Annotated in this window: 16 protein-coding genes and 1 pseudogene; 1 reads left to right on the top strand and 16 read right to left on the bottom strand. The window is 66.8% G+C overall.

The genetic code is table 11. From position 1 onward, the window contains the following. Positions 1–23 precede the first annotated feature (23 nt). Entirely contained in the window at positions 24–977 is a 954-nt protein-coding gene (locus ACEF39_RS03235) for a M23 family metallopeptidase (RefSeq protein WP_089238787.1), read from the bottom strand. 12 nt (positions 978–989) lie between these two features. Between ACEF39_RS03235 and ACEF39_RS03230 the strand changes: the two genes are divergently transcribed. Then, positions 990–1,439 carry a DciA family protein gene (locus tag ACEF39_RS03230; protein WP_162292002.1) on the top strand — a complete coding sequence of 150 codons (450 nt, stop codon included), beginning with the start codon at positions 990–992 and terminating at the stop codon, positions 1,437–1,439. A 280-nt stretch (positions 1,440–1,719) separates the two neighbouring features. On the opposite strand, the gene lpxC is transcribed toward ACEF39_RS03230, so the two are convergent. From lpxC to mraZ, 15 genes and pseudogenes are all read right to left on the bottom strand, one after another. Then, on the bottom strand, positions 1,720–2,631 hold the full coding sequence (gene lpxC, locus ACEF39_RS03225; protein WP_089238783.1) for a UDP-3-O-acyl-N-acetylglucosamine deacetylase: 912 nt from the start codon (positions 2,629–2,631) through the stop codon (positions 1,720–1,722). A 205-nt stretch (positions 2,632–2,836) separates the two neighbouring features. Next, positions 2,837–4,072: a cell division protein FtsZ gene (ftsZ, locus tag ACEF39_RS03220; RefSeq protein ID WP_117309539.1), complete on the bottom strand. Its 1,236-nt coding sequence runs from the start codon at positions 4,070–4,072 to the stop codon at positions 2,837–2,839. A gap of 161 nt (positions 4,073–4,233) precedes the next feature. After that, positions 4,234–5,469 (bottom strand): cell division protein FtsA, encoded by a 1,236-nt coding sequence (gene ftsA, locus ACEF39_RS03215; protein WP_025876580.1) that lies wholly within the window; start codon positions 5,467–5,469, stop codon positions 4,234–4,236. 68 nt (positions 5,470–5,537) lie between these two features. After that, positions 5,538–6,215 (bottom strand): annotated as a pseudogene (locus ACEF39_RS03210) (cell division protein FtsQ/DivIB); the annotation flags it as partial. Continuing rightward, positions 6,212–7,216, bottom strand: a complete 1,005-nt coding sequence (locus tag ACEF39_RS03205) for a D-alanine--D-alanine ligase (RefSeq protein ID WP_500286956.1) — start codon at positions 7,214–7,216, stop codon at positions 6,212–6,214. The pseudogene ACEF39_RS03210 and the gene ACEF39_RS03205, both read right to left, overlap by 4 nt. Continuing rightward, entirely contained in the window at positions 7,213–8,649 is a 1,437-nt protein-coding gene (gene murC / locus ACEF39_RS03200) for a UDP-N-acetylmuramate--L-alanine ligase (RefSeq protein ID WP_500286955.1), read from the bottom strand. Before murC ends, ACEF39_RS03205 begins: the two co-directional genes overlap by 4 nt. A gap of 40 nt (positions 8,650–8,689) precedes the next feature. Continuing rightward, positions 8,690–9,778 (bottom strand): undecaprenyldiphospho-muramoylpentapeptide beta-N-acetylglucosaminyltransferase, encoded by a 1,089-nt coding sequence (gene murG / locus ACEF39_RS03195; RefSeq protein ID WP_500286954.1) that lies wholly within the window; start codon positions 9,776–9,778, stop codon positions 8,690–8,692. Beyond that, positions 9,775–11,094 (bottom strand): putative lipid II flippase FtsW, encoded by a 1,320-nt coding sequence (gene ftsW, locus ACEF39_RS03190; RefSeq protein WP_500286953.1) that lies wholly within the window; start codon positions 11,092–11,094, stop codon positions 9,775–9,777. The genes murG and ftsW overlap by 4 nt, the downstream gene beginning before the upstream one ends. Beyond that, positions 11,094–12,179: a phospho-N-acetylmuramoyl-pentapeptide-transferase gene (mraY, locus tag ACEF39_RS03185; RefSeq protein ID WP_500286952.1), complete on the bottom strand. Its 1,086-nt coding sequence runs from the start codon at positions 12,177–12,179 to the stop codon at positions 11,094–11,096. The genes ftsW and mraY overlap by 1 nt, the downstream gene beginning before the upstream one ends. Then, complete coding sequence (locus ACEF39_RS03180) at positions 12,169–13,563, bottom strand: UDP-N-acetylmuramoyl-tripeptide--D-alanyl-D-alanine ligase (protein WP_500286951.1); 1,395 nt, start codon at positions 13,561–13,563, stop codon at positions 12,169–12,171. The genes mraY and ACEF39_RS03180 overlap by 11 nt, the downstream gene beginning before the upstream one ends. After that, positions 13,560–15,068 carry a UDP-N-acetylmuramoyl-L-alanyl-D-glutamate--2,6-diaminopimelate ligase gene (locus tag ACEF39_RS03175; RefSeq protein ID WP_500286950.1) on the bottom strand — a complete coding sequence of 503 codons (1,509 nt, stop codon included), beginning with the start codon at positions 15,066–15,068 and terminating at the stop codon, positions 13,560–13,562. Before ACEF39_RS03175 ends, ACEF39_RS03180 begins: the two co-directional genes overlap by 4 nt. Beyond that, the gene (locus ACEF39_RS03170) at positions 15,065–16,909 is read right to left on the bottom strand and encodes a peptidoglycan D,D-transpeptidase FtsI family protein (RefSeq protein WP_500286949.1); all 1,845 of its coding nucleotides are present in this window, start codon (positions 16,907–16,909) and stop codon (positions 15,065–15,067) included. The genes ACEF39_RS03175 and ACEF39_RS03170 overlap by 4 nt, the downstream gene beginning before the upstream one ends. After that, positions 16,906–17,169, bottom strand: coding sequence for a cell division protein FtsL (ftsL, locus tag ACEF39_RS03165; protein WP_025876599.1), 264 nt, complete (start codon positions 17,167–17,169; stop codon positions 16,906–16,908). The genes ACEF39_RS03170 and ftsL overlap by 4 nt, the downstream gene beginning before the upstream one ends. Further along, complete coding sequence (rsmH, locus tag ACEF39_RS03160; protein WP_500287959.1) at positions 17,166–18,134, bottom strand: 16S rRNA (cytosine(1402)-N(4))-methyltransferase RsmH; 969 nt, start codon at positions 18,132–18,134, stop codon at positions 17,166–17,168. The genes ftsL and rsmH overlap by 4 nt, the downstream gene beginning before the upstream one ends. A gap of 14 nt (positions 18,135–18,148) precedes the next feature. Continuing rightward, a complete protein-coding gene (gene mraZ, locus ACEF39_RS03155; RefSeq protein ID WP_025876601.1) occupies positions 18,149–18,595 on the bottom strand; it encodes a division/cell wall cluster transcriptional repressor MraZ in 447 nt (148 codons plus the stop codon). Between the last annotated feature and the right edge of the window lie 187 nt (positions 18,596–18,782).

Here is an 18,782-nt window from a genome sequence, read left to right as displayed (position 1 = left end):
GCGGAAGGGATCCGACCCGTGGATCAACCGCGGGTGATGCGCCCGACCGGGGTATTTCCGCCATCGCCGAGGAACTTGCGCGGGTTGACCACGTTGCCGTTCTCCCACACCTCGAAGTGCACGTGGGCGCCGGTCGAACGACCGGTGGAACCGGCCTTGGCCACTTCCTGGCCGGCACGGACGAGGTCGCCGACCTTCACCACCAGACGCGAATTGTGCGCGTAGCGGGTGACGTAGCCATTGCCGTGGTCGACATCGACCACGTTGCCGTAGCCGCCCTTGACCCCGGAGAAGCTGACCACGCCGTCGGCCACCGACATCACCGGGTCACCAACGCGGGCGTGGAAGTCCATGCCCTTGTGGGTGGCAGCACCGCGACCGAACGGGTCGGCACGGGTACCGAAGCCGGAAGTGACATAGCTGTTGCGGATCGGCATGCGCGAGGGCACGGCGTTCTGCTGCAGCTGGTGGTCGAACATCAGCGATTCCATCACCGACAACTGGCGGCCTGAAGCAGCGAAGCGCTGCTCCAGCATCTGTAAGTCGGCGTTGACGTCCTTCACCGGGATGTCGGCAGTCGGGCCGCCGGCATCGCCGTCACCGAGGCCGGGGGTCTCGTTGAAGTCGAATTCGCCGTCTTCCAGCTTGCCCATCTGGGTCAGTCGCTCGCCCAGGGCGTTCAGGCGGGTGGCCTGTGCCTGCAGCTCGCCGAGGCGGGCGGCCAGCGCGTTGACCTGGGTCTGCGCATCGCGCTGGACCTTGGCCAGCTCGGCCTCCTGGCGGTCGACCTTGGCCTGCAGGCGCGAATCATTGAGCGCACTGGCGCCAATGCCGCCGGCAAGGCCGATAATGCAACCTGCGCCGAGCACGCTGCCCAGCAGGGCTCGGGGGCGGTCCTCGAAGTAGAACCGCAAACGCGTGAGCGCCGATTTGGCCTGTCCTTCACGCGTTTTGATTACGATCTTTTTGAATGCCATCAGTGAGTTTTCATGTCTGAGCCGAAATCCAGCGTTCGTCCCGCATCCAGACCGAAACCGGCCCTGGATGTAGTGATGGCGGACAAAAGCGGGAACCCGCTGCGGCGTGCCCTATGGCTCGACGCGCTGGACCGTCAGTTGCGCCCCCAGTTGCCGCCACCTCTGCGCAGCCGTTGCCGGCTGGCCAATGTGGACGGGGAACACCTCGTTTTTCTCGTCGAGTCCCCGGTCTGGCATGCCAAGTTGCGGCTTGCCGAAGCCCAGTTGCTCGACGCGGCCCGGTCCATCGGGCTGAAGGCCACCAAGGTGACCGTCAAGACTGCGTCTCCCACTCCCACGCGCTCCCCAGCGCTCGACAACCGGAATGGACCCCACGCAGTTTCAGCCGCCACGCACAAAGGGCTACGCGACGCCTTGGCAGCTCTGCAGGACCTTCCTTCGAAACCGAAGCGGGAAACCTGAAAGCAGCGGAGCGTCCTGCTCCACTCCCCGTCGCGCGTGTCACCGCAGCGTGAAACATTTCGGGGGCCGGGTCGCATCCTAGCTGGCCCCGGTGGGGCAGTCGTTAGATTGTTGTTAAAACAACGTTAAATTCAGGCTTCCGATCCGACAGGTTCACAAAACCGTGACCTCGGCCCGGTCGTCGCGTCACCGGCTGCGCCAGTGCCTCGACTAAGGTCGGAAACGCAAACGCCGCCCTGGAAGGCGGCGTTTTTTCATTCAAATTCAACAATTTGCGCAATCAGGCATAGGCCGGCGTGGCATACACCACCGGGTCCGGCACCGCCGGCGAGTCGTAGGTGACCCATTCCCAGGCGGTGGCATCGGCCATCAGCGCCCGCACCAGCTTGTTGTTGAGCGCGTGGCCGGACTTGAAGCCCTCGTAGGCGCCCAGCACCTGGCCACCGGCCAGATAGAGGTCGCCGATCGCATCGAGGATCTTGTGGCGCACGAATTCGTCGGCGTAGCGCAGGCCGTCTTCGTTGAGCACGCGGAACTCATCGAGCACGATGGCGTTGTCCATCGAACCGCCCAGGCCGAGGTTGCGCTCGCGCATGTATTCCAGGTCGCGCATGAAGCCGAAGGTGCGCGCGCGGGAAATTTCCTTGGTGTAGGCCATCGTCGAGAACTCGATTTCCTGGCGCGACTGTTTGGCCGGGATCATCGGGTGGTCGAACTGGATGGTGAAGCCCAGCTTGTACCCCTCATACGGGGTGAAGCGGGCCACCTTGTCGCCCTCGGTCACTTCCACGGTCTTCAGCACGCGGATGAAGCGCTTGGGCGCATCCTGTTCCACGATGCCTGCCGACTGCAGCAGGAACACGAACGGGCCGGACGAACCGTCCATGATCGGCAGCTCGGCCGAGGACAGTTCGACGATGATGTTGTCCACACCCAGGCCGGCCAGGGCCGACATCAGGTGTTCGACGGTCTGGATCTTGGCGTCGTTGCAGGTCAGGCCAGTGCACAGGGTCACTTCGGTGACCAGTTCGGCCTTCGCAGGCACTTCCACTACCGGGTCCAGATCCACGCGCCGGAACACGATGCCATGGTTGACCGGCGCCGGACGCAGGGTCATGTAGACCTTGTCGCCGCTGTGCAGGCCTACGCCGGTGGCGCGGATCGTGTTCTTGAGGGTGCGTTGCTGGATCATGGGGGACGACCGGAAGTGACACAGTAGATTAACACGCAGGGTCCCCTACCCCGGCTGAAACGCCGGTAAAAGCCGCCGGCAGGACACACCGGCGCGCCGGTAGGACGCGCGTGAAGCAGGGCGGCCGGGCCCATCCTGGCCCGGCGCCCGCGTTTTCAGGACATGGTGGCGCAACCCGGGGGGGACAAGCCCCGGGCAGCGTCGATCAGTCCGCCTGGCGGCGCAGGAACGCCGGGATGTCCAGGTAATCGTTCGGCAGTTCCGCCGCGGCCGGGGCCGAGGAGGCCGGAGCCGACGGGCTGGAAGCCGCCACGCTGTCGCTGCTGGCCCGACGCAGGCCCAGGCCCATGCCGCCGACGGCCTTGGACACTGCATCGCCGCCGTTGTCGAACTCGCCGAACTCCGGCTGGCCGGTGGTGGCGTTGCGGACCAGCTTGATCGGTGCACGCTCGCCCGGACGCTGGGTCTTGCTGGCCGAGACGCGGTTCAGGCCCGTGGCGACCACGGTCACGCGCACTTCGTCCTGCATGTCCGGATCGAGCACGGTACCCACCACCACGGTCGCGTCTTCCGAAGCGAAGCCGTCGATGGTGCGGCCGATCTCGTCGAACTCGGCCATGGTGAAGTCGGCGCCGGCGGTGATGTTGACCAGGATGCCGTTGGCACCGGCCAGGTTCACATCGTCCAGCAGCGGGTTCTGGATGGCCGACTCGGCCGCGGCCTGCGCGCGGTCATCGCCGCGGGCGGTACCGGTACCCATCATCGCCAGGCCCATTTCGGACATGACGGTGCGCACGTCGGCGAAGTCGACGTTGATCAGGCCCGGACGCACGATCAGGTCGGCGATGCCCTGCACGGCGCCCTGCAGCACGTCGTTGGCGGCACGGAAGGCCTGGATCATGGTCGCGTTGCGACCCAGCACGGTGATCAGCTTCTCGTTGGGGATGGTGATCAGCGAGTCGCAGTGCTGGCTCAGTTCTTCGATGCCCTTCAGCGCGACCTGCATGCGGCGACGGCCTTCGAACGGGAACGGCTTGGTGACCACAGCCACGGTCAGGATGCCCATTTCCTTGGCCAGCTGTGCCACCACCGGCGCAGCGCCGGTACCGGTGCCACCACCCATGCCAGCGGTGATGAACACCATGTCCGCGCCCTGCAGCGCGTCCATGATGCGCTCGCGGTCTTCCAGCGCAGCCTGGCGGCCGACTTCCGGATTCGCGCCTGCGCCCAGGCCCTTGGTGACATTGGTACCCAACTGCAGCTGCAGCTTGGCACCACAATTCTTGATGGCCTGCGAGTCGGTGTTGGCGGTGATGAATTCCACGCCATCCACCGCCGAGTTGACCATGTGCGCCACGGCATTGCCGCCGCCGCCGCCCACGCCAACCACCTTGATCACCGCATTGGGTGCCATCTTTTCGATCAGTTCAAAATGCGCCATGTCCGTGTCCTCGTTGTATCCGCTTTCGATTGCATGGGCGTTCAGGCGTCCTGCCTTCGTGCTGCATGCCGTCGTTGCGGCTGTGTGGGTTATGTGTTGCCGGTGTTGCGTCGTGTTGCCGGTGTTGCAACCGGGCGAGCCCGGGTGGTGCAGGTTCCGCGTCAGAATTCGCCGCGGAACCAGGTCTTGAGTTTCTTGAACATGCTTCCAGCGCGACCGGTCGGCAGCGACGGCCGGCGCGGATGCTCGATCTGGCTGCCCATCAGCAGCAGGCCCACGCCGGTGGCGTGCACCGGGTTGCCAACCACTTCGCCCAGCCCGGTAACGTGCTGCGGGATGCCCACGCGTACCGGCATCTGCAGCATTTCCTCGGCCAGTTCGACCACGCCTTCCATCTTCGAGGCACCACCGGTCAGCACCATGCCGGCGCGCACCAGTTCCTCGAAGCCGGAGCGGCGCAGTTCGGCCTGCACCATTTCGAAGATTTCTTCGTAGCGGCCCTGCACTGCCTGCGCCAGCGCGTGGCGCGGCATGCGGCGCGGCGGACGATCACCGACCGACGGCACCTGGATGCTCTCCTCGGCGGTGGCCAGCTGGGCCAGGGCACACGCGTAGCGCACCTTGATCTGCTCGGCTTCCGGGGTGGGCGTACGCAGCATGTGCGCGATGTCGTTGGTCACGTGGTCGCCGGCGATCGGCAGCGAGGCGGTATGGCAGATCGCGCCCTGCACGAACACCGCGATGTCGGTGGTGCCGGCGCCCATGTCGACCAGCACCACGCCCAGCTCGCGCTCGTCGGCGGTCAGCACCGCCACGCTGGAGGCCAGCGAGGACAGCACCAGGTCGTCCACCTGCAGGCCGCAGCGCTGCACGCACTTGCTGATGTTGGCGGCGGCCGACTGCGCGCACACCACCAGGTGCGCATGCACCTCCAGGCGCACGCCGGTCATGCCGACGGGGTTGCGGATGCCTTCCTGCGAATCGTCCAGCACGTACTCGCGCGGGATCGCATGCAGGATCTTCTGGTCGGCCGGAATCGCCACCGCCTTGGCCGCGTCCAGCACGCGATCCAGGTCGCCCCAGGTCACTTCGCCGTCGCGGATCGGCACGATGCCGGGCGAATTCTTGCACTGCACGTGGTTGCCGGAGATGGAGGCGTACACCGAGCGGATCTCGCAGCCGGCCATCAGCTCGGCTTCTTCAACCGCGCGCTGGATCGACTGCACGGTCGATTCGATATCCACCACCACGCCGCGCTTGAGGCCGCGCGACTCATGGGAGCCGATGCCGATCACTTCGATCGGGTTGCCCGGCGAATACTCGCCCACCAGCGCCACCACCTTGGAGGTGCCGATATCCAAGCCGACGATCAGCGATTTGTCACCCTTGCGATTCATGTTCTTTCCTGCGTCCTTCTTGCCGGGGTGCCCGGTGCATTGGCGGGGGCGGCCGGAGTGCCCCAGCTCAGCGTGAAACCATTGGTATATCGGAGGTCGGCGCGCTCGATCGGCGCGGCCTGGTTGGCCAGCTGCGGCAGCACGCGCACGAAGCGCTGCAGGCGCGAACGCGCGTCATCGCGGCCGACCACCACTTCAGTGCCGTTGCTCAGCAGCAGCGACCAGCTGCCGCGCGCGTCCATGGTCAGCCGGCGCACGTCGACGCCAGCCGGCGCGAACAGCGCGCGCGAATCGTTGTACAGCTTGACCACTTCTTCGGTCTGGCTGTCCGGGCCATCCAGCTCGGGCAGCTGCAGGTCGGCCAGCTTCTTCGGCGTGGGGAACAGCTTGCCCTGCTCGGACAGCAGGCGGCCTTCGCCCCAGCGCGCGAACGGCTTGTGCTCGACCAGCGTCACTTCCAGCACGTCCGGCCACTGCTTGCGCACCTGCGCGCTTTCCACCCACGGCAGTTTTTCCAATGCGTCCTGCGCGTCCTGCAGCTTCACCGCGAAGAAGCCGGCATGCGCATACGGCAGCAGCACCTGCTGCAGCTGTTCCGGCGGCACCCGCTTGAACTCACCGTGCACGCGCAGCTTCGCCAGTGGCCAGCGCTCGGCGCCGACCCAGCCATTGACCACGGCCACTACCGGCAGTGCAACCATCGACAGTGCCAACAGCCAGACGAAGATGCGCAGCACCGCGTTCATGCGTGCGATGCCTCCAGGGTCTGTTCCAGCACGCGCCACACCAGCTCCTCGAAGCTGATGCCGGCCTGCCCGGCCGCCTTGGGCACCAGCGAGTGGCTGGTCATGCCCGGCGCGGTGTTCACTTCCAGCAGGAAGAAGCGGCCGCTGGCGCGGTCACGCATCACATCCACGCGACCCCAGCCACGGCAACCGGCCGCGCGGAAGGCCGCCAGCGCGATGCGGCGGATCTCTGCTTCGTCATCACCATCCAGGCCCGGGCACAGGTACTGGGTGTCTTCGGCGATGTACTTGGCGTTGTAGTCGTACCACTGGCCCTTGGGCACGATGCGGATCGACGGCAGCGCGACATCGCCGAGGATGGCCACGGTCAGCTCGTCACCCACCACCATCTGCTCCATCAGCAGCTGGCCGTCGTAACGCGCGGCCAGGGCCACGGCTTCGTCCAGGCCGGCCTCGTCGGTGACCCGGCTGATGCCCACGCTGGAGCCTTCGTTGGCCGGCTTGACCACCACCGGCAGGCCGAGCTCGGCCGCCAGCGCGTGGACATTCTTTTCGGCCGCTCCCGGCATCCTGCCTCCCGCGGCACTCGTACCTCCGTGTACTTCGCGGTACTGCGGGGTCGGCAGGCCCAGCGACAGCCACACCTGCTTGGTGCGGATCTTGTCCATGCTCAACGCCGAGCCCAGCACGTTGGAGCCGGTGTAGGGCACGCCGAACGCGTCCATCAGGCCCTGCACGATGCCATCCTCACCACCACCGTTGTGGCCGTGCAGGATGTTGAACACGCGATCGATACCGCCGGCCGCCAACGCCTTGGCCAGCGCCGGAATGCCATCGATGGCGACCGCATCGACACCGCGCGACTGCAGTGCTTCGAGTACGTTGCGGCCCGAATCCAGCGACACTTCACGTTCGCTGGAGCTGCCACCGAGCAGCACGGCGACGCGGCCGAACACGGCCGGGTCGGTGCTGCGCAGCGGCGGGAAGGTCAGCGTGCTCACGCCTCGCCCTCCGCCTTGAAGCCTTCCACTGCAATATGACTGGCGACGGCGCCGATGTCGCCGGCACCCATCATCAGCAGCAGATCACCGTCCTGCAGCACGTCGGGCAGCACGGTGGCGAGTTCGGACGCCTTGCCGACCACCACCGGCTCGCTGCGGCCACGCGCACGGATGGCGCGGGCCAGCGCATGCGAATCGGCGCCGGCGATCGGCTCTTCGCCGGCCGGGTAGACCTCGCTCAGCACCAGCGCATCGACGCTCGACAGCACGGCGGCGAACTTGTCGAACTGATCGCGGGTACGGCTGTAACGGTGCGGCTGGAAGGCCACCACCAGGCGCTTGTCGGCCCAGCCACCACGGGCAGCGGCGAACACGGCTTCCAGCTCGCTCGGATGGTGACCGTAGTCGTCGATGATGCGGATCTTGGCACCGCTGGCGGTGGTCACTTCGCCCAGATCGTTGAAGCGGCGACCGACGCCAGCGAAGCTGGCCAGCGCACGCGCGATCGTGTCCGGAGACACACCCAGCTGCCAGCCCACCGCCGCAGCGGCCAGCGCATTGAGCACGTTGTGCTTGCCCGGCAGTGCCAGCACCACTTCCTGGCTGGTGCCCTGCGGCAGGCGCAGGGTGAAGCGCATGCGCGAACCTTCCTGCACCACGTTCTCGGCGCGCACGTCGGCCTGCGGGCTCATGCCGTAGCTCATCACGTGGCGCGGGGTCTTGGCGGCCAGTGCGGCCACTTCCGGATCGTCGATGCACAGCACTGCCAGGCCGTAGAACGGCAGGCGCTGCAGGAACTCGGCGAACGCCGCCTGCACGCGGGCGAAATCGTTGCCGTAATTCTCCAGATGATCGGCATCGATGTTGGTGATGATCGACATCAACGGATTCAGGCGCAGGAAACTGCCATCGCTCTCGTCGGCCTCGGCCACCAGCCACTGGCCTCCGCCGAGCTTGGCGTTGGCGCCGGCCGCCAGCAGCTGGCCACCGATCACGAAGGTCGGGTCCAGCCCGCCTTCGCTCAGCACCGCAGCGGTCAGGCTGGTGGTGGTGGTCTTGCCATGGGTACCGGCCACGGCGATGCCGCGGCGGAAACGCATCAGTTCGGCCAGCATCGCCGCGCGCGGCATGATCGGAATGCGCTGGCTGCGTGCTTCCATCAGCTCCGGGTTGTCTTCGCGGATCGCGCTGGAGACCACCACGCAGTCGGTGCCCAGCACGTTGGCAGCGGAATGGCCGCGCATGATGCGCGCGCCCAGGCCGGCCAGGCGCCGGGTGGCAGCGTTGTCGGCGTTGTCCGAGCCGGACACTTCATAGCCCAGCGTCAGCATCACTTCGGCGATGCCGCTCATGCCGGTGCCACCGATGCCGACGAAATGCACGCGCGGGAACGCGCGCACCAGATCGTTGGTGTCATGCAGGCGGCGGATCATGCGCGGCCTCGCGCAGGGCAGGCGCTGGAGCGTGCCTTCTTCATACAGCTTCCTCGAGAATGATATCGGCGATGCGCTCGGCGGCATCGACCTTGGCCAGGGCACGCGCGGCTTGCGCCATCTGCATGCGGCGGGCGGGATTTTCGGACAGATCACGCAGCAGCGCGGCAATGCCGTCTGCCAGCGTTTCGTCCTGCTTCAGCAATACGGCCGCGTCGCGCTCGACCAGGTACTCCGCATTGCGGGTCTGGTGATCGTCGACAGCAGCGGGGAATGGCACCAGCACGCTGCCGATGCCAACCGCACAGAGTTCGGCCAGCGTGGAGGCGCCGGAACGGCACACCACCAGGTCGGCCCAGGCAAAAGCTTCAGCCATGTCGGCGATGAAGGGCGTCACTTCGCCCTGCACGCCAGCCTTGGCATAGGCCTCGACCGCCTCGGCATGCAGCTTCTCGCCACTCTGGTGACGCACCACCACCGGCACCTGCGCACCGAGCGCGGCCAGTGCCTGCGGCACGCCACTGTTGAGGGCGCGTGCGCCTTGGCTGCCGCCCAGTACCAACAGGCGCAGCGGACCGCTGCGATCAGCCAGCCGCTGTTCCGGCGGCGCGACGGCGGCGATTTCGGCGCGCACCGGGTTGCCCACGAATTCCTCGCGTGCAGCGAAGGTGCCCGGGAAACCAGTCAGCAGGCGGCGCGCGTAGCGCGACAGGATGCGGTTGGTCAGGCCCGGCGCGCGGTTCTGTTCGTGCACGATCAACGGCAGGCCGTGCAGACGCGCGGCCATGCCACCGGGACCGGACGCGAAGCCACCAAAGGCGACCACCGCACGCGGCTGGCGATCACGGATGATCAGGCCGGCTGCGCGCAGCGCGCGCATCAGCCGCCACGGTGCGGCCAGCAGCGCCAACTTGCCCTTGCCGCGCAGACCGGTGATGGCCAGCGTATCGATGTGGATGTCGTGCTGCGGAACCAGGCGGGTTTCCATGGCGCCATCGGCACCCATCCAGGTGACCGGCACGCCGCGCGCGCGCAGCACGCGGGCCACGGCCAGGCCCGGGAAGATGTGCCCGCCGGTACCACCGGCCAGGATCATCACCGGCCGGGCATTGTTCTGGACCGCGCTCATCCGAGCCTCCCGAAGGTAGGTTCGACACGCGACTGCAAGCGGCTGGTGCCGCGCACGGCGGCTGGCTCGGCCGCAGCCGGTTCGGCGGCCATCGGCACGCTCTTTGCCACCGGTGCGGCTGGCGCATCGGCCGGAGCCGGGCCAGCCACATCGTCGGCAGCGCCCATGCGCACGGCCTGGCGGCGTTCGGCACGCTTCAGCTCATACGACACGCGCAGCAGCAGGCCCATCGCCACGCAGGTCATCAGCACCGACGAACCGCCCGACGAAATCAGCGGCAGGGTCAGGCCCTTGGTCGGCAGGATGCCCAGGTTCACGCCGATCGAGACGAAGGTCTGCATGCTGATCCACAGGCCGATGCCGAAGGCGATGTAGCCGGAGAAGTGGCGCTTCATTTCCACGCAGCGCATGCCCAGCCAGAACGTGCGGCCGACCAGCAGCGCATACAGGGCCACGATCGTGCAGGTGCCGAGGAAACCGAATTCCTCGGCGGTGACCGAGAAGATGAAGTCGGTATGCGCCTCGGGCAGGTAGTACAGCTTCTGCACCGAGTTGCCCAGGCCGACGCCGGTCCACTCGCCACGGCCCACCGCCATCAGCGCGTTGGACAGCTGGTAGCCGTCGCCCTGCTGGTCAGCCCACGGGTCGAGGAAGGAGGTGATGCGGCGCATGCGGTACGGCTCGATGATCGCCAGCGCGCTCATGCCCACCAGGCCGAACACCACCGGCATCGACATGCGCGGCATGTTCACCCCGCCCAGCACCAGCATGCCGGCGGTGATCGCCAGCAACAGGGTGGACGAACCGAAGTCGGGCTGCAGCAGCAGCAGTACCACCAGCGCACCGGCCACGCCCAGCGGCTTGAGCATCGCCGGCCAGGTGGCATTGACCTCGTCGCGGAAGCGCACCAGGTAGCTGGACAGCCAGACGATGTAGAGCACCTTCACCGCTTCGACCGTCTGGAACTTGGAGATGCCCAGGTTGATCCAGCGGCGGGCACCGTTGACGCTGCTGCCCAGGCCGGGAACGAACACCACCACCAGCAGCGCGAAGCAGCCCAGCAGCAGCATCTGGTTGTACTGCTCGATGGTCTTCAGCTCGGTACGCGCGGCCATGATGGCGAGCGCGATGCCGACCGCCAGGAAGATCAGGTGGCGGTTGAGGTAGTAGAACGGGCTGCTCATCAACGCGATCGAACTGGACGCGACCATCACCACGCCCAGCCCGGTGAGCGCGATCATCGCGCCGAGCAGCCACTTGTCGTAGCTGCCACCGATGGCCTCAAGGCGTGTTGCCTGGTGCGACAGGTCGTTCATCAGCGTACCTTCAACGTGGCCAGGCCGATCAGCACCAGCACGACGGAGATGATCCAGAAGCGCACGATCACGCGCGGCTCCGGCCAGCCCTTCAGCTCGAAGTGGTGATGGATCGGCGCCATGCGGAACACGCGCTTGCCGGTCAGCTTGAACGAGGCGACCTGGATCATCACCGACAGCGTTTCGATGACGAACACGCCGCCCATGATCACCAGCACCAGTTCCTGGCGGGTGATCACCGCAATGGTGCCCAGCACCGCACCCAGCGACAGTGCGCCGATATCGCCCATGAACACCATGGCCGGATAGGTGTTGAACCAGAGGAAGCCCAGGCCGGCACCGGCAATGGCCGCGCAGATGATGACCAGCTCACCGGCGCCCGGAATCTGCGGGATCTGCAGGTAGTTGGCGAACACCACGTTGCCCGAGGCATAGGCGAACACGCCCAGCGCGCAGGCCACCAGTACGGTGGGCATGATCGCCAGCCCATCCAGGCCGTCGGTCAGGTTGACCGCGTTGGAGAAGCCGACGATCCAGAAATAGGCAATGGCCACGAAACCGATGCCGGCCAGCGGCAGCGCCACCGACTTGAACATGGGGATATAGAAGGTCAGCGCCGCCGGCACGTCAGCGGTCTGGAACAGGAAGATGCCCGCAGCCAGGCCGAAGATCGACTGCAGCAGGTACTTCCAGCGCGACTTCAGGCCATTCGGGTCGCGACGGACGATCTTGATCCAGTCGTCGTACCAGCCGATGGCGCCGAAGCACAGCATCACCGCCAGCACCAGCCACACGTAGCGGTTACGCAGGTCAGCCCACATCAGCACCGACAGGGTGACAGTGAGCAGGATCAGCGAGCCGCCCATGGTCGGCGTACCGGCCTTGGAGAAATGGGTCTGCGGGCCGTCCTTGCGGATCGGCTGGCCACCCTTGAACTGGGCGAGCTTGCGGATCATCGCCGGGCCGAGCCACAGCGACAGGAACAGCGCCGTCAACGCGGCAAGGATGGCGCGGAACGTCTGGTAGTTGAACAGCCCGAACAGGCTCTCCAACTGCTGCAACCATCGAGCCAGTTCATACAACATGCGGGGATTCCTCTCCTTGCGCCAGCAGCGCTTTGACAATCGTGTCCATGGCGCTGCCACGGGAGCCCTTGACCAGGCAGCGCACGCCGGCGTGCAGCTCGTCCTTCAGCGCCTGCGACAGCGCGTCATGGGTGGTGAAATGGCGTCCGCCCTCGCCAAACGCGGCGGCGGCGGCGGCACTGAGCGGGCCCAGTGCATACAGGCGCTTGAGGCCGGCGGCACGCGCGCGGATGCCCGCCTGTGCATGCAGTGCCTCGGCATCGGGACCCAGCTCGCGCATGTCGCCCAGCACCAGCCAGCCCTCTTCCGGTGCAGCCGCCAGCGCATCGATGGCGGCGGCCAGCGAACCGGGGTTGGCGTTGTAGCTGTCGTCCACCAGCACCGCGCCGTTGTGCAGCTGATGGGCGATCTGGCGGCCCGGCACCGGCTGCGCTTCGGCCAGGCCGGTGGCCACCAGTGACAGCTCGATGCCAGCGGCAAGCGCCAGGCTGGCGGCGGCCAATGCATTGCTGATGTTGTGGCGGCCCGGCAGGCCCAGCACCACGCCCGCCTCGCCCATCGGCGTGACCAGCGTGAAGCGGCTGCCCTGCGCACCGGCGCGGATGTCGCGCGCGGTGACGTCGGCCGTGTGTTCCAAGCCATAGCGCAGCACCCGGCAACGTGCCGGGGTACCGATGAAATGCTGTTCGAACCAGCGCCCGTAAGCGTCGTCGACATTGATCACCGCCACGCCATCGGCCGGCAGTGCGGCGTAGATCGCCCCCTTGGTCACGGCAACGCCGAGCAGGCTGCCCATCCGCTCCAGGTGGGCCGGCGCGATGTTGTTGACCAGGGCATAGCGCGGGCGCGCGACGTCGGTCAGGTAGGCAATATCGCCCGGCTTGCCAGCACCCATCTCGTAAACGGCGTAGTCGGCATCTTCCGGTGCGTCGATCACTGCCAGCGGCAGGCCGATCTCGTTGTTGCGGTTGCCCGGGTTGGCGTAGACCACCTTGTGTGCGTGCTGGGCCACCTGCTGCAGGATCGCCAGCAGCAGACTCTTCACGCTGGTCTTGCCGTTGCTGCCGGTGATGGCGAACAGTTCGGTCGCACGGTCGCGCTGCATGCCAGCGGCGATCTTCGCCAGTGCGCGCTCGCTGTCGGCCACCAGTACCTGCGGCAGGTCCAGCGGCAGCAGGCGCTCGACCAGCAACGCGCTGGCGCCACGTGCCTGCGCGTCAGCGGCGAAGTCATGGCCGTCGAAGCGTTCGCCACGCAGCGCCACGTACAGGCTGCCCGGGCCAAGGCTGCGGGTATCGTTGCTGATGGCGTCGATGGCCACGTCGTCGCCGTGGATTTCGCCACCGGCCCAGTGGGCGATCAGCGAAAGCAGGGTGCGCTTCATGCGGCGCCCTCCCCAGCCTGGGCTGCTAGAACACCGGCCTTGGCAGCCAGTGCAGCCGCTGCCACTTCGGTGTCGTCGAAGTCATGGCGCACGCCATTCACTTCCTGGTACGGCTCGTGGCCCTTGCCGGCGATGAGGACGATGTCGCCGGCACCGGCGCGCTTCACCGCCAGGCCGATCGCGCGCGCGCGATTGCGCTGCACGGTCACGGCCGAGGCATCAGCAAATCCGGCCAGGATGTCGGCCACGATCACGTCGCCATCTTCGCCACGCGGGTTGTCGTCGGTGACGATGACCTGGTTGGCCAGGCGTTCGGCAATCGCAGCCATCTGCGGACGCTTGCCGGTATCGCGCTCGCCACCGCAGCCGAACACACAGAACAGCGTGCCCTGCAGGTGGCCGTGCAGGCTGTCCAGCGCCTGTTCCAGCGCGTCGGGGGTGTGTGCGTAGTCGACCACCACGGTCGGCAGGCCGTCTTCGCCGCCCAGGCGGTTCATGCGGCCACGGATCGGCTGCAGTGCCGACAGCACCTCGGCGATGCGCGGCAGCGGATGCCCCAGCGCATGCAGGCTGCCGGCAACGGCCAGCAGGTTGTCCACGTTGAAGCGGCCCAGCAGCGGCGACTGCACCGCAGCGCGCTGGCCGTCGATGATCAGCGCGAAACCGATGCCGCGGCCATCCAGTTGCAGTGCTTCGGCGCGCACGTTGGCACCGTCGGCACCGCGCGAGCTCAGGCCGATCGCCTGCACACCCGCCGGCAGGCCGGCGAACAGCTGGCGACCGAACGCATCGTCAAGATTGATGACCGCCGCCTTCAGGCCCGGGCGATGGAACAACCGCGCCTTGGCAGCGCCGTAGCTGGCCATGTCGCCGTGGTAATCAAGGTGATCGCGGGTCAGATTGGTGAACACCGCCACGTCGTAGTGCACGGCGTCCACGCGGCCCTGGTCCAGCGCATGCGAGCTGACTTCCATCGCCACCGCACGCGCGCCGTCGTCGCGCAGCTGTGCCAGCAGCGCATGCATCTGCAGCACCAGCGGAGTGGTGAAGCCAGTCGGCTCGACCGCACCATAAAGTCCGGCGCCCAACGTGCCGATACTGCCACTGGGCGTACCGAGCAGATGCCAGGCCTGGGCCAGCAGCTGGACGGTGGAGGTCTTGCCGTTGGTACCGGTCACGCCAACCATGGTCATCGCCCGCGAAGGCGCACCATGGAACTGGTCGGCCATCGCACCCAGCCGCGCACGCAGGTCCGGCACGGCGATGGCATCGGCCGGTGCAGGCAGTTCGACGGGCGCCGGTGCTTCGAACAGGATGGCGCCGGCACCGGCTGCGCGCGCCTGCTCGACAAAGCCCAGGCCATGCGCGCCGAAACCGGCGATGGCGACGAAGGCATTGCCGGGGCGCACGGCACGGCTGTCCAGCACCAGGCCGGTCAGAACGGGATCATGGCCCGCCAGGACCACGTCCGGAAGCAACTGCGAAAGCAACATCGAAGGACTCATTGCGTGCCTCCCGTAGCGGGTGGCACATGGGATTGCGCGCTGGGCAGCGCGGCATCGAATTCAGCGGCGGCATCCGCCGGCAGTGCAGCTTCCGCCGGTGGCACCGGCAGTACCGAGGCCGAATGGCCGATCTTTCCGGACTGCTGGGCAGCCAGCCACGACTGCAGGTCGTCCAGCGGCACGTCCATCAGGCGCAGCGTGCCTTCCATCACGTTGTGATAGACCGGCGCCGACACCAGGCCGCCGTAGAACTTGCCGCCCTGCGGGTCGTTGATGACGATGACGGTGGCAAACCGCGGATTGGTGGCCGGCACCACGCCGGCGAACAGCGCGTTGTAGTGACCACGCTCGTAGCCACCGGGGCCGGTCTTGCGCGCGGTGCCGGTCTTGCCGGCCACGCGATAGCCCAGCACCGCCGCCTGCTTGGCGCCGCCCTGGGTGACCACCGTTTCCATCATCGCCACCACCTGCTTGGCGACGTTCTCGTCGATGATCTGCTGGCCTTCGTTGCGCTGGCCCTTCACGAACGTCGGTGCGATCAGCTTGCCGCCGTTGGCCAGCGCCGAGTACGCGGTGGCGATCTGCAGCGGCGTGACATTCAGGCCATAGCCGTAGGACATGGTGGTCTTGGTTGCGCCGTCCCAGTTGGCCGGACGCCGCACCACGCCGCCGGACTCGCCGGGGAAGCCACTGTGCGGCACCGAGCCGTAGCCGAAACGGCGCACGCCGTCATAGAACACCTGGTCGGGCATCTTCGCGGCGATCTTGGCCGCGCCGATGTTGGAGCTGCGGGTGATCACGCCGGTGACATTCAGCACGCCGTTGTTGCGCGGCACATCGCGGATGGTGAAACGGGCGACCTGCATGTAGCCCGGGTTGGTATCGATGATGGTGTCCTTGGTCACCACCCCGGACTGCAGCGCGGTGGCGATGGTCAGCGGCTTCATCGTCGAGCCCGGCTCGACCAGATCGGTCACCGCGCGATTGCGGCGCGTGTCCGGCACCGCGCCGTTGAGCGAGTTCGGGTTGTAGGTCGGCAGGTTGACCATGGCCAGGATCTCGCCGGTGGTCACGTCCATGATCACCATCGAGCCGCCGGCCGCCTTGTTGGCCACCAGCGCGTTGCGCAGTTCCTTGAAGGCCAGGTACTGGATGCGGCGGTCGATGCTGAGGGTCAGGTCCTTGCCCGGCTCGGCCGCATGCAGCAGGTCGCTCTCGACCGTCTCGCCCTTGCGGTTGCGGATCACCCGCTTGCCGCCGGGCTTGCCGCGCAGCCATTCGTCGAAGGCCAGCTCCAGGCCTTCCTGGCCGCGGTCATCGATGTTGGTGAAGCCCAGCACGTGCGCCATCGCCTCACCCTGCGGGTAGAAGCGGCGGAACTCGCGCTGCGCGGCCACGCCCGGAATCTTCAAGGCGACCACGCGCTCTGCCTCGTCCGGATTGATCCGGCGACGCAGGTACATGAATTCCTTGTCCGACTTCTGCGACAGGCGGCTGCTCAGCTCGTCCACCGACATGCCCACCGCCTGTGCCAGCTCGGGGATGCGCTCGGGCGAACGCAGCAGGTCCTGCGGGTTGACCCAGATCGAAGCGACCGGCGTGGACACGGCCAACGGCTCGCCGTTGCGGTCGGTGATCATGCCGCGCGAGGTCTTGATCGGCAGTTCGCGCAGGTAACGTGCTTCACCCTGGCGCTGGTAGAAGTCGCTGTTGATGATCTGCACGTAGGCGGCACGACCGACCAGCGACACCGAGCACAGACCAAGCGCCAGGGCCACCCAGCGCAGGCGCTGGCGCAGGTTGAAGGCGTTGCGGGGACGGTTGCGGCCGGTCTTGCTCATGGGCGCACCACCACGACGTCGGCGGCCTCGGGGAACTTCATGCCGAGCTTTTCGCGGGCGATGCTGTCCACGCGGTTGGCTTCGGCCAGGGTCGCCTGCTCCAGCTGCAGGCGGCCGAACTCGATGTTCAGGTCATCACGCGCACGCTCGGCGCGCGACAGCTCGATGAACGTCTGCCGGTGACGGTGACGCACGAACACGACGCCGATCGCCGAGGCCACGGTGCAGGCCAACAGGATGATCAGCAGCAGCCGGCTCATGCATCGGCCTCCCGCTTCTGGGCGACACGCAGCACGGCGCTGCGGGCGCGCGGGTTCGTCGCCAGCTCTTCGTCGGTGGCCTTGATGGCGCCACCAATCAGGTCCAGCGTCGGCACGAACACCTGCGCCTCGGGCAGCCGGCGGTTGGCCGGCGGCGCCTTGGCCAGGCGGTTCATGTACTGCTTGACGATGCGGTCTTCCAGCGAGTGGAAGCTGATCACCGCCAGCCGGCCACCGGGCTTCAGGCGCTCCACCGCCGCATCCAGGCCGGCTTCGAGGTCGGCCAGTTCGCGGTTGATGTGGATGCGGATGGCCTGGAAGCTGCGCGTGGCCGGATGGATCTTGTCTTTCCCACGCGGCATCACCGAGGCGATCAGCTCGGCCAGTTCGGCGGTGCGGGTGAACGGCTGCTTCTCACGGCGGGCCACGATGGCGCGGGCGATGCGCCGGCTCTGCCGCTCTTCGCCGTAGGTCCACAGCACGTCGGCGATCTCACGATCTTCCACGCGGTTGATCCACTGCGCAGCGCTTTCGCCACTGTCCGGGTCCATGCGCATGTCCAGCGGGCCGTCCTTGCCGAAGCTGAAACCACGCTCGGCGACATCCAGCTGCGGCGAGGACACGCCAAGATCGAACAGCACGCCATCCAGGCCTTCGGCGGTCTCGTTCCACTGCAGCAGCTGGGCGAAGCTGCCACGGAAGATCGAGACACGCGGGTCCGGCGCGAAATCGCGCTCGGCAACGGCAATGGCTTCCGGATCCTTGTCCATGACCAGCAGGCGTCCCTCGGGACCGAGCTGGGTGAGCACGCCACGTGCATGACCGCCACGACCGAACGTGCCATCCAGATAACGTCCGTTTTCGATCACCCTCAGGCCTTCCAGGACCTGGGTGTACAGGACCGGCAGATGCACCGCCGGCGACTGCGACACCGGAAGGTGACCGGTCTGCGCTTCTGGGCGCACCCGGGCACCCCGGCTCACAACTTCAGGTCGAGCAACCCATCACCCAGATCCTCGTCAGACAACGTCTGCTGGATCAGGGCCCGATGCGCCTGCTCGCTCCACAATTCGAATTTGTCGCCCATACCGAGCAATACCGCCTTCTTCTCAATGCCCACCGCACCGCGGTGGCTGGCGGGAATGCTGATGCGACCGTTGCCGTCCAGCTCCAGGTGGGCGGCTGAACCGACCAGCTTCTGCTGCAGCAGACGTACGACGCGCTGTGTGTTGGGTTTGGACATGACGTCGTCGCGTACCCGCTCCCATTCCGACTCGGCATACAGCCACAGGCAGCCGGACTCGAAGGGGTTGTAGGTCAATACGAGACGGTTGTTGCTGACGCGCGCAACGAGGTCGCGATGAGCGGTGGGAACCGCCATGCGTCCTTTGTCGTCAACTGTGATGGCCGTCTCGCCCTGGAACACGACGCCTGCACCTTATCCTTCGCCCGGTGAAACATTGAACCACGAAAATCCACAAAACACCCGGATTTCCCTCTGATGCCCACCTTAGCAGCGGCCCAAGGGTTGTCAACAACTTTTCAGCAGGGAAATCGCCAGCCGCATCAATGGTTTGCGCCAATGTTTAGAGAGTTGTTCAAGGTTTATCCAC

It is taken from the genome of Stenotrophomonas indicatrix (assembly GCA_041545745.1).
Lineage (GTDB): Bacteria > Pseudomonadota > Gammaproteobacteria > Xanthomonadales > Xanthomonadaceae > Stenotrophomonas > Stenotrophomonas indicatrix_A.
The sequence above is the reverse complement of the archived record's forward strand: the minus strand, read 5'-3'. Positions and strand labels throughout refer to the sequence as shown.